The sequence below is a fragment of the Pedobacter africanus genome (genome assembly GCF_900176535.1).
In the GTDB taxonomy this organism is placed as follows: Bacteria; Bacteroidota; Bacteroidia; order Sphingobacteriales; family Sphingobacteriaceae; genus Pedobacter; species Pedobacter africanus.
In genome coordinates this window covers 338,828-357,494 of record NZ_FWXT01000001.1, presented here as the reverse complement: position 1 = coordinate 357,494, position 18,667 = coordinate 338,828, and the positions used below count along the sequence as shown (strand labels likewise).

Sequence of the window (18,667 nt, the reverse complement as noted above, 5' to 3'; positions counted from 1 at the left end):
TGTTTAATTGCGGAATTTTTCCGGAACTTTATCTTTTATAGTATTAAGCGAGATATAAGAACCATGGCGGCCTACGGCACACTTACTGATGAGGAATTGACTGACTTGCTTAAAGAAGGAGACCATGCTGCCTTTACAGAGATTTATCAGCGGTATTGGAAAAAACTGTTTTACATCGCCGGAAAAAAACTGGGCAATCTGGAAGAAGCAGAGGAAGTGGTTCAGAATATTTTTATGTCGCTCTGGAACCGGAGAGCGGTCATCGTGATCACGACTACTTTGGGTGCTTATCTAACCACCTCAGTAAAATACTGGATCATTAAAATACTGGACAAGCAGTACCACGAGCAAAAATATACACAAAGTATTGCCAACCATGTGCTCGACGATTCTACCCAGCAATGGCTGGAATTTTTGGATCTGAAAGAAATTCTTGAGCGGTACATTTCTGAACTGCCTGAAAAATGCCAGTTGGTTTTTAACATGAGCAGGAACCTGAACATGTCTCAGAAGCAAATCGCCAAGGAGCTCAATATTTCTGAAAAAACAGTGGAGGCGCATATGGGAAAGGCGATAAAAACTTTACGGACAAGGTTTAACCAGTTCTTTTTGACTTTATTGTAATTTTTTTTGAATATAACTAAGGGATTTTCATTTCAGGATGGATATTATAATTACAGGCCCTAAAAAATGGAACATTCAGAAGAACTACAAAGATATAGATACCTTGCCTCTAGATGGCTGGACCATAGCATTACCGAAGATGAGCTCAGAGAGTTTAATGAATGGTATACTTCAAACCTGGATACCCCATTAAATATTCCGGCTTCTTTTGCAGCAGCTGAGCCGGTGCTGGAAGCAAGGATTCTCCAAAAACTAAACGATAAACTTGAAGCTGAAACAACAGCAGAAATCAATAGTCATACATTACAAGGCAAGGCAAAAAATAGCTGGTTCGCTCGGGTTGCGGTTGCGGCCTCCATTCTGATCGCCCTATGTGCCGGATTGTGGTTTTATCAGAACCGAACAATGGAATATCCATTGCAGAATGTAACCCAAAACGACATCCCTCCTGGCAGAAATACGGCTACGCTGACCTTCTCAAATGGAGCGGTAATTCAACTCAGTGATGCCAGAAAAGCTGTTTTCATTAATCAGGACAAATTGAAATACAATGATGGCACTGTGGTAGGCATGCGTACCGAAGCCAGGGGGATTTTATCCGGTGAAATGATCACAGCGGCCACTCCAAAAGGGGGGACTTATCAGGTGATTTTATCCGACGGAACCCATGTCTGGTTAAATGCCGATAGCAAATTGTCATTCCCTTCACAGTTCGCCGGCAATGACCGTACAGTAACGCTCAGTGGAGAAGCATATTTTGAAGTCGCTAAAAATAAGACAAAGCCATTTGTAGTGAATTATGGTAAATCAGCAGTAGAGGTTTTGGGTACCCATTTCAACATTATGGCCTACAAAGATGAGTTAGCCAGTAAAGTTACTTTACTTGAAGGTGCAGTTAAAGTAAACAGGGGAGCAGAAAAAGTTTTGCTGAAACCAGGGCAGCAGGTTGAAATTTCGGAACAGGAAGGGGCAGTAATTGAACTGAATAAGGATGTAGATACCGAACAGGTTGTAGCCTGGAAGAACGGATATTTTATGTTTGCCAATGAGCCGGTTGAGAGCATTATGCGTAAAATATCCCGCTGGTACGATGTAACTGTTGTTTATGAGGACGACCTGAAGGACAGGGCCTTATGGGGTACGGTATCGCGTTTTAAAAATGTATCAGAAGTCTTAAAACGCCTGGAACTTACAGGGGTGGTACGTTTTAAAATGGATAACCTGAATGCTAAGGGGAAAGAAAGGAGGATAATTGTTATGAAATAGCTATACATCATTTCAGCATAGTTATCTAAAAAACCAGGAGCGATTGCAGCGCCCCCGGTTTACCCGCATCAATGCGGTTTAGGTGATCATTGCCTTTAGAGACATTATAATAAGATCGAACAAATTATTAAACCAACCTAATATTCAAAGATATGGAAATTTATTCTTATGAACTCTGTAGTAAAAAATGTTACAGGGCTTATAAACTATTCTTGATCATGAAACTAATAGTTTTTTTTCTTCTCACGGGTTTGCTGCAGGTAAGTGCAAGCGGCTTTGCCCAGCGGGTAACGTTGTCAGAAAAAAATGCAAAGCTGGAGCAGGTTTTCAGTAAAATCCGCAAGCAAACCGGTTTTGATTTTTTATGTGATGCAGACATCATCAGGCAAACCAAACCGATTACGCTGGATGTTAAAAACAGCCCCCTGACCACGGTGCTGGAGAAGTGCTTTGAAGGACAAAAGGTGTCTTTCAGTTTTATAGACAACATGATTGTAGTCAGAAAAATGGCAGGAGGCCAGCTCCCTGAATTAAAAATAGTGACTATAAAAGGAGTAGTAACGGATACCAAAGGCCAGCCCTTGCCTGGGGTGTCGGTTAAGCTGAAGGGAGCTTCTTCCGGAGGTGCAAGTACCAATCGCTCAGGCCAGTATACCATAACGGTACCTGAACCATCAGGCAGCCTGGTTTTTTCTTTTATGGGCTTTATCACAAGGGAGGTTCCGGTAGAAGGAAGAACCAGTATTGATGTACAGCTAACAGAGTCGAATACCGCATTGAATGAAGTGGTGGTAGTGGCTTATGGCACGCAGACCGCCAGGAACCTGGTGGGATCTGTTGCAACATTATCTGCTACAGATATTAAAGACCAGCCAACGGGAACATTTGCAGAGCGGCTAAGCGGAAAGCTGCCCGGTGCCCAGGTGGCACAAACAACAGGCCGCCCAGGGCAGGGTATGGACCTGCGGATACGCGGGGCGGCTTCATTGGGGACCAACGTCAGGCCCTTAATTGTAGTTGACGGACAGCCCATGCCGGCAAATCCAGACAATATCAATAACATCAATGCCGACGAGATCGAGTCGTTCACGATTCTGAAGGACGCCTCGTCAACTGCTTTGTATGGTTCAAGGGCAGCAAATGGGGTAATTATCATTACTACAAAAAGAGGAAAAGTGGGAGGTACGCAAATAAATTTCAATTCTTATTATGGTGTTGCTTCCCTCATGAAAGAACTCATTCCTCCGGTAATGAATGCCAACCAGCTGGCTACCTACATGAAAGGGTTTTATGAGGATAAGATCAAATATGAAGGTTTTACTGGTTCCGTTCCGTCAGTTTACCAAAATCCTGAACAATATGGGGTGGGTACAGACTGGTTTGATGTACTGACCAGGAATGCGCCCGTCCAAAACTATAGCCTTTCCATCAACACCGGAAATGAAAAATCCTCTTTTAGTCTGATCGGAGGCTTTTTTAACCAGCAGGGCATACTTAAAAATACAGGCTACAAACGCTTTTCCCTAAGGGCCAACGGCGACATCAATTTAAGTAAAAACATCAAAATCGGTTTTGGTGTGGCGCCATCTATCCAGCTGGAGCACAACAACAGGCAGGGAACCGGATTTAATGTCGACGGTCAGCGGAATATATTTGCAGCCGCTTCAATGATCCCTACTATGGGTTCACCCTATAATCCGGACGGCTCGCTGGCACTGGGTATTACAGGTTTTACCAATCAGTTTGTTTGGGCAAATCCACTCCGGCAGCTGCTGGAGGTACAGGATGACGCCAACAGGATCCGCGTACTGGCCAATGTGTTTACAGAAATAAAGCTGACCAATGATTTAACTTTCAGGACCTCAGGAAGTGCTGATATAGGAAATATGACGCGCAACAGGTTTATTCCCTCTACCTCTATGGGCGGTTTTAACGCTGTGCCTATTGAAAACCCTCCGCCGGGTAACAATACCGCGCTGGGTCAGGCATTGAGCAATAGTGACTATACCTGGCTTAACGAAAACACACTTAATTATCAAAAACGTTTTGGGCAACACGCATTGCAATTACTGGGTGGTCTCAGCATTCAGCGCTCAACCGGTCTGGCAAGTGACATGGTAGGGCGCGATTTCCCGGACGATAAGATTACCTATTTAAGTGCAGCCACACGTTTTACCACCAACACTTCGAGTTTTAACGCCTGGTCGATGATGTCTGTGCTGAGCCGGTTAAATTACAGTTATAAAGAGCGTTATATTGTACAGGCCACCTTGAGAAGAGACGGGTCCTCCCGTTTTGGCAACAATTACAAATGGGGTACTTTCCCATCGGTTGGTGCCGGCTGGATTGTGAGCGAAGAAAGTTTCCTGAAAAATGTTCCAAAAATAAGCTTTCTGAAATTAAGGGCCAGTTATGGATTAACGGGTATGAATGAAATTGGTAATTATACTACAGCAGCCAGTATAGGGAACGCCAATTACACCTTTTCCGGCGGCCTGGCCCCGGGAAAAGTACAAAACAGTCTGGGCAATCAGGACCTGGCCTGGGAGCGTAATAAGCAGTTTGATGCCGGGCTGGACCTGGGGTTGTTTAATGACCGCATCAATTTCACTTACGATTACTACAATAAACTGACTTCAGGTTTATTGTTTTCGGTTCCTGTACCGCAATCTTCAGGCTTTACCACGGTACAAGATAATCTGGGTGATATCAGCCAGTGGGGACATGAGTTTGTGCTGAGCTCTAAAAACATGACGGGTAACTTTAAGTGGAATACAAGTTTCAACATTTCCTTTAACAGAAACCTGGTTAAACGGATCGGATTGAACAATATTTCTTTTGCAGATTCACCTACAACGACACTCAGCGAATTTACGGATTACAGGACACTGGTTGGCAAGCCCGTTGGCCAGTTCTATGGTTATATATTTGACGGGATATTTATGAACCAGGCCGAGGCTGATGCCGGACCTAAATATTATGGTACCGGTACAACCACACTTTCCCGTGCAGGAACAGTAAGATTTAAGGATCTGAACGGTGATGGTAAAATCACTTATCCGGAAGACCAGACTGTGATTGGTGATCCCAACCCAAAATTTATTTTTGGCTTGAGCAATAACTTTCAATACAAAAATTTCGATCTGAGCATAGCCATCTCAGGCACTTCCGGAAATAAGCTGAAAAACGGCATGCAGGAAAGTACTTATAACCTGGATGGGGTGTTTAACGGGCCTCCGGAACTGCTCAACCGCTGGCGGTCTGAAGAAGATCCCGGCAACGGCAGGATCGCACGAACTTTGGCGGGTACCACGGCAGCTTACCGTACAGACAATACCTTGTTTATTTACGATGCCTCGCACCTCACCATCAACAATGTTGCCCTTGGTTATACCTTTAAAAAATGGAGAACGCCCTACATCAAAAATCTGAGGATATATACTTCTGTGCAGAATGCCTACATTTTTACCAGCTATCCGGGCAATCCGGAGGTAAGCGCCGGAGGGCTCGGATTCGTAACCCAGCAGGGACAGGACCTTGGGGCTTACCCACTTCAACGGACATTTACGTTTGGTTTAAACCTCGACCTTTAAAAACCGATTAAAATGAAAAAGATTACTTACTTCATCCTAATAGTACTGAGTTTCCTGGAACTTTCGTGTAAAAAGTTCCTGGACGAAACCAATCCCAACAACATCACATTGGGCAACTATTTTAAAACTGAGAATGATTTTAACCTGGCCGTCAACGGTGCGTACAATCAACTGCGTGGACTTTACAACAGCAGAAGTGCCTGGACGATGGGAGAAATGCGCTCAGATAATACGCATTACGATTATAAGTCATCAGATCAGGCCGTTGCTACTGTTAACCGCTGTGCGGTCGCTGATTTTCTGGACGATAAATTTAACAACCAGACCCCACCCAAATGGAATGCGGGTTTCAATACCATTTCGGCCGCCAATGTCATTATAGACCATATTGATGACATTACTTTGCCCGATGCCAGCCGCAATTCCATTCTTGGGCAGGCTAAATTTATCCGTGCCTTAGCCTATTTTGACCTGGTGCGTTATTATGGCGGATTGCCCATTTATCCACGTGCACCTCTTACACGGGCAGAGACCTATGTTGCGCGCTCCTCAGTTCAGGAAGTGTATAACCTGATTATTGCCGACGCCACAGATGCAGCAGCGATGCTGGGTGCGCCTGCTTTTCCTCAAACCGGTCGGGCAACAAAAGGTGCAGCTTTAACATTGCTGGGCGATGTTTACATGAGCTTAAAAAAATACGATCTGGCAGAGCAGGTATTGAAGCAGGTAACCGGAATGGGGTATACCCTGTTCCCGAATTATGGGGATGCCTTTCAGCTGGCTAACAAAAATGGAAGGGAATCTGTTTTTGAGATACAGTTCAATACCGCCCTGGCCGTGCCACAGGCAAATGTAGAGGGCTCTGTTTATAATTTTTTACCACGTATGGTGAACACTACGGTGGTTACAGGTGTAAATTTTAACAATGTTACTACAGTTGGAGGTTTCAACACACCTACACAAGACCTGATCAGTTCTTATGAGGCTGGGGACCAGCGTTTGGATGCTTCGATTGCTATTGCTGAGGGTACTTTCAATGCAACAGATGACTTTACGGCTACTGCTGTAAAATCAGTAGTAGGGTATACCGCACCTGCGGGTAAGGTAGGACGTCCGTTTCCGAAGAAATTTCTGCATACCCATACTATCGGCGGGCAAACCAACGACAACTGGCCGGTTTACCGCTATGCAGAAACTTTACTGCTGCTGGCAGAAAGCCTGAACGAGCAAAACAAAGGGGGAGAGGCGCTGCCTTATCTGAATGCGGTAAGAAGCAGGGCTTTTGGCAATGCCACAGCTAACATTACAAGCACAGACCAGACGGTACTGAGGGCAGCCATCCTGAAAGAAAGAAGAGCAGAACTTGCCTTTGAAAACAAACGCTGGCTGGATCTGGTGCGGACGGGAAATGCCATAACGGTGATGAATGCTTTTGGTGTGAAGCAAAAAGTGCTATACAGTTACCTGCAAACGGGAAGTTACAATGTTACGCAAAACCGCCTGCTGTTCCCGATACCCAATGCAGAGATATTGCTGAACGAAAAGCTTACACAGAATGAAGGCTACTGACCAATAAACACACCGACATGAAAAGAAACCTCATTTTATGTGCTTTATTTACCGCAGGACTGATTTGGTCCTGCGGTAAAAACAATACTGCAGAACCACCGGTTGTTAAACCTCCTTTTGTAAGCAAGCCGCCCGAAGCTTTTGCTGGATTTCTGACAGTGCTTACCAATGATGCGAGCAAAAAGATAGAGATCTATGATCCGACAATAGAAAACTGGAATTCAGCTGAAGCAAAAAAATGGTCATGGGCACCTGCTACTTCATTGGGTTTTGTGACTGCCGATGTCAGCACTTTTGGCGGAGGGACAGATTTTAAACTTAGAAAGGTGCCGGTATGGAACAGCGCCGAATACGCGGCCATTACTGATAACAGTTTTGCCGCCATTGTTGAATACCCCTCCGGACAGCGGAAATGGTCAAAGCGCCTTAGCGGGAACCTTCATTCGGCAGAATTATTGCCAAACGGCAATGTTGCCATTGCAGCATCTGATGGGGGCTGGGTAAGGCTGTATGCCTCTTCACAAGGCCCTGATCAGGAATATTATGCTGAATATCCGTTAATTTCCGCACACGCGGTTTTGTGGGACCCCACAACGAATGTGCTCTGGGTTACCGGGCAGCACTCCACAACCAAAGCGCATGTCCTCACCGCCCTTGCCATTACCGGTACAGATGCCATGCCTGAGCTTACAGAAATCGTTTCCTGGAGAACTACAATCCCATCGGCATGGGGGCACGAAATATCTCCATATTATGGCAACAGCAATTTACTTTGGGTAACCAGCAATGGCGGAGAATATCTGTTCAACAAAACCACAAAATCGTTTTCGCTAGCACCAACGGCAGGCCTCACCTTTGTAAAAGGAATGGGTAACCAGCTTAGTGGACAAATTGTACTGACCCGCCCGGATTACAATAAAATCCCAAGGCCAGCTATGAGTTGCGGATTGAACGACTGGAGTACAAGTACGGTGGATTTTTATTCGTCCGGCGGTCAACTGGATGGAACCAGGGTAGTAAACGGAGCGTGTTTTTATAAAGTCAAACTGCTGAACAGCAACTATCAGTAGCCGGTCTTTAATTCATCCCTATTATTCAAAGACAATCAGAACTTATCAAGATGAAAACATTGAATGCTAAAATTATGTTCTTTTTTTGCTGCTCAATTCTATTTTCAGCATGTAAAAAAGATAGTGGACAACAGGAAGCAGATAAAGAAGCTCCTGCAAAAAAACAATCGAATGCTAATGTCGCCTTAGCCACTTGTTGCTGGATTGGTACCACAAATCAGGCCAGCGACACGATGGAGGCTTACGATCCTGCTGTGACCAGCTGGGCAAGCCCCAAATGGTCTTTTAAGCCAACCACCGCTTTAGGGTATAGCTCTACGGCAGAAATACCCTTATGGGGAGATGCCGTTGATCTGAAAGTAAGAAACAACAACCATTGGGGCTCTGGTCAGGTGATAGTGGCCCATGCAAACAGGCTATCCGTAATTGCGAAATATCCGGGCGGGCAGCGGATATGGGCAACAGGATTCCCTACTGATGCGGGGATTCACGGTATTGAAATCCTTCCGGATGGAAATTGTGTGGTTGCAGCCGCGGGCACAAGTGCCGGTACTGGTGGCAATTACATCCGGATTTATTCTTCTTCTCAGGCCGCACCCAATCAATATGTAAACACCATATACCCGCTTACCTCTGCCCATCAGGTGCTTTGGGACCCGTCGCAGAATTGTCTCTGGGCCATTGGGGCTACCCTCAATAAGTACGCGTACAATACTGCTGCAAATGGTGGAACGGTTTCCAATCCTAAGCTGTCTTTATTGATGAGTTATTCGCTGAGTACCATTACGCCCTGGGGGCACGATATTGCCACATATGATGGAGATACCAATAAGCTGCTGGTTACTACTAATGGAGGCGTTTATGTATTCAGTAAATCTGCTGGTGCATTTATTCCGGGAGCAATAACCGGAGCTGCACAACGCCCTTTTGTGAATTCGGTAAGCACCCTTCCGGGCCAGAACATTATGGTGCAGACTTACAAAGACCCGGGGTGTACCTTTAACGGCTGGTGTGCTAACCATGTAGACTTTTACAATTTGGCTACAGGTGCATTTCTGTATTCGCGTACTGTGAGTACTGCAGCTTTTTACAGGGGGAAATCATTTGATCCGAATTATTAAAGTTGTCTGTATATGAGATTAAAAGTAAAAGCCCTTTTTCTGGTATTTCTGTTTTGTGTTATGGGTGCAAAGGCGCAGGATGCAGGGTTGCGGAGCTCCATCATCCCGGCACCGGCAAAGGTTGAGAAACTTGAGGGTGAATTTGTGTTTAATGACCAGACAGGCATCACAGCAGACGATATGCAGGCGGAGCCCATTGCGCGTTTTTTTAAAGCATACGTTTCGGATCGCAGTAAACCTGGTAGTGTACAAAGTAAGCGCAATCGAATAAGGTTTACCAGCAAAGGCGCTGATGGTTTGCCAGATGAAGGTTATAAATTGAACATTACACCAGAAGGTATAATGATAACGGGCAAAAAAGCAGGATTGTTTTACGGCATGCAATCGCTGATCCAGCTGTTTCCAGTTCAGGCTTCGGATAACGTAAAGCTCCCTTGTATGAACATCACGGATTATCCCCGATTTGCTTATCGTGGCCTGATGCTGGATGTGTCGCGCCATTTTTTTACCGTAGCCCAGGTTAAAGATCTGCTTGATATCATGGCACATTATAAATTAAACCGCTTTCACTGGCATTTAACCGACGACCAGGGCTGGAGGATAGAAATCAAAAGTCTTCCAAAACTTACGCAGATAGGGGCCTTTAGGGTGCCACGTAACGGAGATTTTGGCGCTATGGAAGCTCCACGTCCGGGCGAAAAAGCTACCGATGGTGGTTTTTACACGCAGGAGGAAATAAAGGATGTGGTTAGGTATGCTGCGGAAAGGAATATCCAGGTGATGCCTGAAATAGATGTGCCGGGACATTCCATGGCGGCAATTGCCGCCTACCCGCATCTTTCCTGCACACAGGATACCAGCATCAAAGTGAACCCGGGTAGTAGTTTTGCCAAATGGTTCCCTGATGGGAAATATGAAATGTATACAGACAATACACTTAACCCCGCAAGTGAAGCAACTTATGTGTTCCTGGATAAGGTTTTTACAGAAGTGGCAGCCCTGTTCCCCTACGAATACATACATATTGGTGGCGATGAGTGTTTTAAAGGATTCTGGGAGAAAGATGCCGGGGTACAGGCCTTCATGAAAAAAATGAATATAGGCAGCACACATGAACTGCAGGGCTACTTTATCACCAGGCTGAATAAGATAATCCTGTCGAAGAAGAAAAAGCTGATCGGCTGGGATGAAATATTGGAAGGCGGACTGAACGAGCAGGTTGCCATAATGAACCGGTTTGGAGAGAAAGGGGCAGTGGCCCAGCTAAAAAAAGGGCTAAATATTGTGTTGGCACCGGGAAATAATGGTTTGTATTTTGATTATGCACAAAGCCGTTCGGACATGGAACCTATAAACCATGGTGGTTTTTCTCCGGTCTGGAAAGCTTATGGCTACAACCCTGAATATGGAGGGTTGAACGATGACGATAAAAAACACATTATGGGTGTTTCCGGTTGTGTATGGACTGAACACATCCCTTCTGTTTCCAAACTGCAATACATGGTATTTCCAAGAATGTTTGCCCTTGCAGAAACGGCGTGGAGCCAGGAATACAACAAAGATTATAAAGTTTTTGCTGAAACCGCTTTGCCAAAGCACCTTGGGAAGCTGGATAAATCGGGCTACAATTACCGTGTGCCAACGCCTTTTGCCTATACCGACACGACCATGACTGGAAAACACTTTTACTTTGACCTGAAGGTGCCTATGGCCGGGGCTAAGATATATTATACGCTGAATAACCGTTTGCCGGGCGATGCAGACCATGAATATCGGGAACCGGTAAGCTTTGATGTTCCGGAGGGAAAGAAAAGGGTATTGAAAATAATTGTGATTTCGCCCTCCGGCAGAAGGAGCGTAGTCACCAGTATAACATTGGATAACAGCATTTAAAGAAACACACAAATGAAATTAAAACAACCATTAATCCTTATTCTGGCAATGGGATTGTTCTGTCTGGCAGGCTTTCAATTGAGAAGGGAGGAACAAACCAATCCCGGCAGTTTTGAAGTATTGAAAAAGAGTTTTAAAGACCCGGTTAAGGCATATGGTACAACGCCCTTTTGGGTTTGGAATGCTAAGGTAAGCAGGGAACTTATAGATTCGATGATGCTCGATTATAAGAAAAACGACTTTGCCGGGGTGATCGTTCACCCAAGGCCCGGACTGATTACCGAATATTTGTCAGAAGAATGGTTCAGGCTGTTTGATTATACCATGCAGTTGGGCAAAAAGCTGGGGCTAAAGGTATGGATCTATGACGAAAATTCTTATCCTACAGGCTTTGGGGGCGGCCTTGTCCCCGATCAGATGCCGGAATCGTATAACCAGGGCCAGATGCTTTACATGAGCGAGGTTGAACAGCTTCCTGACAGCCCCGCAGATATTTTCATCGCATTGAAAGCCGAAAACGGAACATACATCGATGTAAGTTCAAACCTGAATGCAGTGCAAGGCAAAAAAGGAAAGTACCGGATTTTCAAAAAAGTGAATTACGAAAAGTCAAACCGGGGTACGGTGGCAGGCCCTATTGGTTCCTCTTATGTAGACCTGATGGCCAAAGGAGTAACCCAGAAGTTCATGGACGTTACCTTTAAAGGATATGAAAGAGTTGCGGGTCATGAATTTGGAAAAACTGTTCCGGGTATTTTTTCTGATGAACCGACCATTATTAATGAAGGAAGGGACTGTGTGCGCTGGACACCAGATCTGTTCGCTAGTTTCAAAGAGAAATGGGGTTACGACCTGAGCCTTCAGCTCCCTTCACTGTTTGAGGAAACCGGGAACTGGAAAAAAGTACGGCATAACTATTATCAGACCTTGTTACAGCTGTTTATAGACCGCTGGTCGAAGCCGATGTTTAATTATACGCGGCAGCACAACCTGATCTGGACGGGGCATTACTGGGAACATGGCTGGCCCAGTCCATATCATGGGCCCGACAATATGGCCATGTATGCCTGGCACCAGATGCCTGGAATAGATATGCTGTTTAACCAGTATAATGAAGAAAAGCCGGTGCAGTTTGGCAACATCAGGGCTGTTAAAGAGCTGGGGAGTGTTGCCAATCAGCTGGGTAAGCAACGCACACTATCTGAAACCTATGGTGGCGGCGGTTGGGAACTTACATTTAAAGACATGAAGCGACTGGCCGATTGGGAATTTGTATTAGGGGTAAATTTTATGAACCAGCACCTTTCGTTCATGACCATTACCGGGGCCAGAAAATACGATTACCCGCCAAGTTTTTCTTATCATGAACCCTGGTGGCCATTTTATAAAACACTGAATCAGTATTTTGCGCGCTTGTCGTTGTGCCTGGCCAGTGGTCAGCAAAAAAATGATGTGCTGGTTATGGAACCTACCACTTCTGCATGGATGTATTATTTTAGGGGTAAGGAAAACAAACGCTTCTTTGAAATCGGAAAAAGTTTCAATGATTTTGTGACCACTTTACAAAAAGAACATGTAGAGTACGATCTGGGTTGTGAAAACATCATCAAAGACCAGGGAAGAATTGAAAATGGAAAGTTCGTTATCGGGCAGCGTGCCTATAGCACGATAGTTGTTCCGCCAGGTATGGATAATATTGATGGCCCTACATTTAACCTGTTAAAAACATATGTCGGCCAGGGTGGTAAAGTCATCCTGTTTGAAAAACCTGCTTTTGTAGACGGAGGTGCCATTCCTGCGGATAATTTTTTCGCAGCTGGTAAAATAAATGTGCTGCAGGTTACAGCGGGAGCGCAGAAGCAGATCATCAGAGAACATCTGCTCCCGAAAGATTTCAGGATCGCTGCTTCCGACAGTCATGGGCTGGGAGGTAACCTTTATTATCAGCGCAGGCAGTTATCTGATGGACAGCTCGTCTTTCTTTCTAACGTCAGTATGGACGGGACGTCTAAAGGTAAGGTGCTGCTTAACGGCAAAGATGCATTGGTTATGGATCTGTTTACCGGAGAAATACGGGATTACCCAGACAAAGAGGGTAAGGGTAAAGTGGAGTTCAGTTTCGAGATTCCTCCAGCCGGAAGCATGATGGTCTTTGCATCGGATAAGAAACAGGCTGGCTTCAGGGCAAGCGACCTGTTACTTCATCAAACGCTTGTACAAACAAAGCCGGCCGCAGTTCTCCGTCCGGCTGAAAATTCATTGATGATCGACTTTTGCGATCTGGAATTAAAACGGCCCGACACTGCATACCGGGACCTGCATGTTGGTGTAGCTTCGAATACAGCTTTTAAGCATTTTGGGTTTAAAGACGGGGTTGGCAATCCATGGAATAACCGTACGCAGTTTAAGGATAAGATTGTTGCCCGCGACACTTTTTCTGTAGGCACCGGGTATACGGCAACTTATCATTTTGAACTGGCCGGGAATGTAAATCTCAAGCAATGCCGTGCTGTGGTAGAACAGCGCGGCCTTTGGCAGCGTGTTACCATAAATGGCACACAAGTAAATGTCTTGAAAGGTGAGTGGTGGCTCGACCGCTCTTTTGGTGTTTTTGAAATTGGTAAATACCTGAAGCCGGGCAAAAACAGCCTGGCCTTGTCGGTTTCGCCTATGCGTGTATATGCAGAGATAGAACCGGTTTATATTCTGGGCAATTTTAACCTTGCCCCTGCTGCCAGAGGCTGGAAGATTGTATCCCCCCAAGCGCTGACTTTCGGTCCATGGAATAAACAAGGACTGCCGTTGTACGGGCAGGGCATTAGGTACATTAAGGAACTTCAGGTTCAAAAAACTGGAACGGAGTATATCCTCAGACTGAAAAAGTGGAACGGCACAGTTGCTGCGGTAAAAGTTAATGGTGTCCCGGCCGGAATTATCAGCTCAGAACCCAATGAGCTGAAGATAGGCCATTGTCTTAAAAAAGGTGGCAACCGTGTTGAGGTTGAAGTGATCGGAAGCCTGAAGAATTTACTGGGGCCGCACCACAATAAGCCTTTGCCCGGATTGGTAGATCCCGGTAAATGGTATAATGTAAAAACCTATCCTTCAGGAAGTGATTATCAGACCTATAGTTATGGCCTGGAAGAAGATTTTGTTATATTGAAGCAGGTTAAATAGCTTACCTGTTCACCATTTTTTTTGTCACAAACTCATTGAAAAAGAAATCCCTATAGATATTGCCTATAGGGATTTCGTTTGTACCTATGTAAACTGTATTGTTATCCATAGAACTGATATGCTTAACATTGATGACATAGGACTTGCTTACCCTTACAAATATATCTTTTGGCAATTGATCGTAGATAGTTTTGATATTCATGGCCGTAATTACTTTTTGATTTTCGCTGTGCATAACGACATAATCTTTTAAACCCTGAATAAAAAGTATGTTATTGAAATAGACTTTAAAAATTCTTCGGTCTGCCTTCACAAAGAAAAAATCATCTGCTACCTTTTCGATGTTATTATTGGTATAATCTGTTTTGAATAATTTGGAATAACTGCGGGCTTTTTCAATCGCCTTTTGAAAACGCTCCAATTTTAAGGGCTTTATCAGGTAGTCGATAGCATCTACTTCGTAGCTGTCTGTAGCAAATTCAGAATAGGCGGTTGTAAAAATCACAAATGTTTCTTTCGGAATGGTTCTGGCAAATTCAATTCCATTAATTCCAGGCATTTGTATGTCAAGAAAGATCAATTCAACGGTATGGCTTTCTATAAAACTTACTGCGGTTTCAGGGCTGTTGAACAAACCAATTAAATCTAAACCCTCTGTTTGGTTAACCAGGATCTCTACGGCTTCTCTTGCCAATGGTTCATCATCTATAACAATACAGTTCATAGCTTTAGGGTTAAGGTTACGCAATACCATTCCGTGTCTTCTTCTATGTTTAAACGGTGTGTTGCAGGGAACAAAAGCTCCAGTCTTCGTTTAACATTTGCCAAGCCCAATCCGCCTGTATCATTGATGGATTTAAGCATAGATTTGGAATTGATGCATTTAAAGAAAAGTTCATCATTTCTGACATCAAAATACAGGTTTACATAAGAGGTTCTTGTGACATCGTTATTGTGCTTCACCGCATTTTCAACGAACGAAACAAGTAGCAAGGGAGGAATTTGTATGCCGCTCAAATCTCCCTCTTTTGAAATCAGGAAATCAAAACTATCCCGCCGTACTTTTTCCAGGTTTAAAAAATCCTCTAGGAAATGGATATCTGAGGTCAGCAACACCTTATCTCTTGCGCTGTCATAAAGTTGATAGCGCAGTAAATCGCTCAACTTCATTAAAACCTGCGAGGCTTTTTCGGGGTCTTTCTTTGTAAGCACATTGGCATTGTTTAGCATGTTAAATAAAAAATGGGGGTTGATCTGGTTTTTCAATTGTTCCAATTCTGCATAGGTTTTAGATTGTTCCAGTTCGTAGATCAATTGCTTATCTGTCATTCCCTTTTGAAACAGTTTTATAGAGGAGGAAGCGGCCAGCAACAGCACGGTAAGAAAGGAAAAAAGCGGGATATTCAGCCCATGGTCTTTGTCAAAAGGATTGAAAAAATAACCACAAACTGCCACTACAACAATGATGCTGAGCACAGATAAGCAGTATTCGATATTCTTGTTCCTGGACAAAAGTTTTGGCACCAGCAGGTACATATTTACATAGAACAATAGAATAAAATATACAAATATCGCTATCGGGTTGTCAATCTCGGATCTGCTGTTCAACAATACGGCTCCAATAAAAACAATGAGCAGCAGGTGCCGGAATATCCTGCGGTCAGGTGAAATCAGGAAACGAAAAAGTGAGTTTTCGTTAGTGAACTGCTGATGAGGAAAGTCATTCATTCATAAAGTTTTATAAAACAAATCTAGACTTAAATTTATGATATGGCCTGCTTTTTATACCAAAGTACATCCTTTTTATACAAAAGCAGGAAACATCTAAGAAACGCTTAAATCAAGAAAAATATTTTGGTAGCGCCCTGGCATGCTTTGCTATAATAAATGCACCGTTTGGTATAATTCAAAAAAAAGCTGTTATCCCGAAGGGTAGTTTTACATCCAAAATTGTAATCGTTAAACCGATTTTTAAAGGATGAGAAACGAAATAATTTGTACACTGCTGTTTATAGCGATTTCATTCGGGGCCTATTCGCAGGAGAAAGTCACATTGAGTGGAGTAGTTACCATAAAAACAAACACCGAAACTATAAGCGGTGCAGGCATTTTTATTCCTGAATCAAGAGTTTCAGCAGCTACCAATGCATATGGTTTTTACGCGATCACCCTGCCCAAAGGAGAATATACAATCATTGTCAGCTGTGTAGGATTTGAGAATATTGAAGAACATATCTCTCTGGAAGAAAATACTAAGAAAAATTTTTCGATGCTTGAAAAAAGCAAAGCTTTAGATGAGGTCGTGATAAAACACAATGGTTCAGCAAGCAACATCCGAAAACCGGAAATGAGCGTGCATAAACTCTCTATCTCGACCATCAAAAAGATGCCGGCAGTTATGGGCGAAGTTGATATTTTGAAGGCTATTCTGCAGCTTCCGGGTGTTTCTACTGCACAGGAAGGAGCTACTGGCTTTAATGTTAGGGGCGGTTCGGTTGATGGCAATCTGATCTTGTTAGATGAAGCCGTTGTTTACAATACTTCACACTTGTTTGGTTTTTTCTCCGTTTTTAATGCTGACGTGATTAAAGATCTGAAATTGTATAAAGGCGGGATACCTGCTAATTTCGGTGGGCGCACTTCGGCTGTCTTGGATATTTATCAAAAAGAAGGGAACAATAAAGAATATCACCTAATGGGTGGAGTTGGGGCAGTTTCGAGCAGATTACTGGCAGAAGGCCCTATTGTAAAAGATAAAGGTTCGTTTGTAGTTGCTGGTCGCACCTCTTACGCCCATTTGTTTCTGAAACTGGCCGACAACCCTAATGCTGTTTCCTTTTATGATTTGAATGCCAAACTGAATTATAAGGTCAATGACAATAACAGGGTTTTTCTTTCAGGATATTTCGGCAAGGATAAAATGGATTTCAGCAATTTTTTCAGTAACAATTATGGAAACTCATTCTTTAATCTTCGTTGGAATCATATCTTTTCCAAGAATTTTTTTTCCAATGCATCGGTCATTTACAGTAAGTATGATTATGGCCTGAAGATAAAAAATGTTGGCATTGATTGGGTATCAGACATTCGTAATCATAATCTGAAGTACAATTTTAACCATCTCCTGTCGGATAAGCTGGTATTGAATTATGGTGTCAATTCCATCTATTATCAATTCAATCCGGGCACCATAAAACCTATGGATGCCACATCGCCGATCAATGCCGATCAGATTGAAAAAAAATATGCCTGGGAAAATGCATTGTATATCAGTGCCGAACAAAAACTCACGGATAAGATATCATTGAATTATGGACTGCGCTATAGCAATTTCCAGCGGTTGGGCGAACAGAATGTAAATACTTATGCCAATAATCAGGCAGTAGTTTTCAACCCCGGGTTACAAATTTATGAGAAAGGAACGCCCGGCGGTACAATACATTACAACAAAAACAAGAGGATCATTGGTTTTGGGAATTTAGAGCCTCGGTTGGCAGTTAGTTATGCCATCAATGACAATCAATCCATTAAGGCGAGTTACAACCGGATGAGCCAGTATATCCATTTAATTTCCAACACAGCTTCCGTCTCTCCGCTTGATATATGGGCACCGAGCGACCAATATCTGAAACCAGAAATTCTTGACCAGGTTGCATTGGGCTATTTCAGAAATTTCAGCAGTGGAAAATATGCTTTGGAAACTGAAGCTTTTTACAAGAAAATCAAAAACAAAGCAGATTACATTGACGGGGCCGAATTGATTGCCAACGAGGCCCTAGAACAGGTATTGCTAAACGGGGAAGCAAGGGCTTACGGACTGGAGTTGATGCTCAAGAAAAATACAGGAAAGCTGACCGGCTGGCTTTCTTACACGCTATCCAGGGCAATGCAACGTACGCCGGGAAGAAATGCGGATGAGCCTGGTATCAACAATGGCGAATGGTACCGGGCCAATTATGATAAAACACATAACCTTTCACTTACAGCCGCTTATCAATTAACGAAAAAGTGGAGTTTTGGGGGCATTTTTAGCTACCAGACCGGGAAAGCAGCAACCTATCCCATCGGCAAATATCAGTACCAGGGAATTACGGTTGCGAATTACGGAGCGCGAAATGTCAACTCGCTTCCGGCTTATCATCATCTGGACCTATCGGCCACCTACCTGCCAAAGCCCGAAAGCAAAAAAAACTGGAAAAGTGAGTGGGTATTCAGCATTTACAATGTTTACAACCGGGGTAATGCTGCATCTGTTATGTTTGAACAAAACAGGGAGACGGGGCTGAGCGAAGCAAATAGAATGTCAATTTTCGGTATCATCCCGGGTGTAACTTACAATTTCAGATTCTAATTT

At 43.8% G+C, this 18,667-nt stretch carries 11 protein-coding genes; 9 read left to right on the top strand and 2 right to left on the bottom strand.

The features are described 5' to 3' along the window. Positions 1–63: 63 nt before the first annotated feature. From B9A91_RS01180 to B9A91_RS01145, 8 genes are all read left to right on the top strand, one after another. Entirely contained in the window at positions 64–624 is a 561-nt protein-coding gene (locus B9A91_RS01180; protein ID WP_084236600.1) for an RNA polymerase sigma-70 factor, read from the top strand. A 66-nt stretch (positions 625–690) separates the two neighbouring features. Continuing rightward, on the top strand, positions 691–1,890 hold the full coding sequence (locus B9A91_RS01175) for a FecR family protein (RefSeq protein WP_084236599.1): 1,200 nt from the start codon (positions 691–693) through the stop codon (positions 1,888–1,890). A 218-nt stretch (positions 1,891–2,108) separates the two neighbouring features. Then, positions 2,109–5,483 carry a TonB-dependent receptor gene (locus B9A91_RS01170; protein ID WP_159451600.1) on the top strand — a complete coding sequence of 1,125 codons (3,375 nt, stop codon included), beginning with the start codon at positions 2,109–2,111 and terminating at the stop codon, positions 5,481–5,483. A gap of 12 nt (positions 5,484–5,495) precedes the next feature. Then, the gene (locus B9A91_RS01165) at positions 5,496–7,052 is read left to right on the top strand and encodes a RagB/SusD family nutrient uptake outer membrane protein (protein WP_084236597.1); all 1,557 of its coding nucleotides are present in this window, start codon (positions 5,496–5,498) and stop codon (positions 7,050–7,052) included. Positions 7,053–7,069: 17 nt separating this feature from the next. Then, on the top strand, positions 7,070–8,122 hold the full coding sequence (locus tag B9A91_RS01160; protein WP_084236596.1) for a DUF6528 family protein: 1,053 nt from the start codon (positions 7,070–7,072) through the stop codon (positions 8,120–8,122). Positions 8,123–8,172: 50 nt separating this feature from the next. Next, positions 8,173–9,243 carry a DUF6528 family protein gene (locus B9A91_RS01155; RefSeq protein WP_084236595.1) on the top strand — a complete coding sequence of 357 codons (1,071 nt, stop codon included), beginning with the start codon at positions 8,173–8,175 and terminating at the stop codon, positions 9,241–9,243. 12 nt (positions 9,244–9,255) lie between these two features. Further along, positions 9,256–11,136: a beta-N-acetylhexosaminidase gene (locus B9A91_RS01150; RefSeq protein ID WP_084236594.1), complete on the top strand. Its 1,881-nt coding sequence runs from the start codon at positions 9,256–9,258 to the stop codon at positions 11,134–11,136. Between the two features lie 12 nt (positions 11,137–11,148). Beyond that, entirely contained in the window at positions 11,149–14,313 is a 3,165-nt protein-coding gene (locus tag B9A91_RS01145) for a glycosyl hydrolase (protein ID WP_084236593.1), read from the top strand. A gap of 1 nt (position 14,314) precedes the next feature. Here B9A91_RS01145 and B9A91_RS01140 read toward each other — a convergent pair whose 3' ends face one another. Beyond that, entirely contained in the window at positions 14,315–15,037 is a 723-nt protein-coding gene (locus B9A91_RS01140) for a LytR/AlgR family response regulator transcription factor (RefSeq protein ID WP_084236592.1), read from the bottom strand. Continuing rightward, complete coding sequence (locus tag B9A91_RS01135; RefSeq protein WP_084236591.1) at positions 15,034–16,041, bottom strand: sensor histidine kinase; 1,008 nt, start codon at positions 16,039–16,041, stop codon at positions 15,034–15,036. Before B9A91_RS01135 ends, B9A91_RS01140 begins: the two co-directional genes overlap by 4 nt. A gap of 250 nt (positions 16,042–16,291) precedes the next feature. Here B9A91_RS01135 and B9A91_RS01130 point away from each other — a divergent pair, with 250 nt between their 5' ends. Continuing rightward, positions 16,292–18,664, top strand: a complete 2,373-nt coding sequence (locus tag B9A91_RS01130; protein ID WP_084236590.1) for a TonB-dependent receptor — start codon at positions 16,292–16,294, stop codon at positions 18,662–18,664. The last annotated feature ends 3 nt before the right edge of the window (positions 18,665–18,667 follow it).

Coding starts and splice junctions, on each gene's coding strand:
- B9A91_RS01165 (WP_084236597.1), top strand. CDS start 5,496: ATGAAAAAGATTACTTACTTCATCCTAATAGTACTGAGTTTCCTGGAA.
- B9A91_RS01170 (WP_159451600.1), top strand. CDS start 2,109: ATGAAACTAATAGTTTTTTTTCTTCTCACGGGTTTGCTGCAGGTAAGT.
- B9A91_RS01150 (WP_084236594.1), top strand. CDS start 9,256: ATGAGATTAAAAGTAAAAGCCCTTTTTCTGGTATTTCTGTTTTGTGTT.
- B9A91_RS01180 (WP_084236600.1), top strand. CDS start 64: ATGGCGGCCTACGGCACACTTACTGATGAGGAATTGACTGACTTGCTT.
- B9A91_RS01135 (WP_084236591.1), bottom strand. CDS start 16,041: ATGAATGACTTTCCTCATCAGCAGTTCACTAACGAAAACTCACTTTTT.
- B9A91_RS01175 (WP_084236599.1), top strand. CDS start 691: ATGGAACATTCAGAAGAACTACAAAGATATAGATACCTTGCCTCTAGA.
- B9A91_RS01155 (WP_084236595.1), top strand. CDS start 8,173: ATGAAAACATTGAATGCTAAAATTATGTTCTTTTTTTGCTGCTCAATT.
- B9A91_RS01130 (WP_084236590.1), top strand. CDS start 16,292: ATGAGAAACGAAATAATTTGTACACTGCTGTTTATAGCGATTTCATTC.
- B9A91_RS01160 (WP_084236596.1), top strand. CDS start 7,070: ATGAAAAGAAACCTCATTTTATGTGCTTTATTTACCGCAGGACTGATT.
- B9A91_RS01140 (WP_084236592.1), bottom strand. CDS start 15,037: ATGAACTGTATTGTTATAGATGATGAACCATTGGCAAGAGAAGCCGTA.
- B9A91_RS01145 (WP_084236593.1), top strand. CDS start 11,149: ATGAAATTAAAACAACCATTAATCCTTATTCTGGCAATGGGATTGTTC.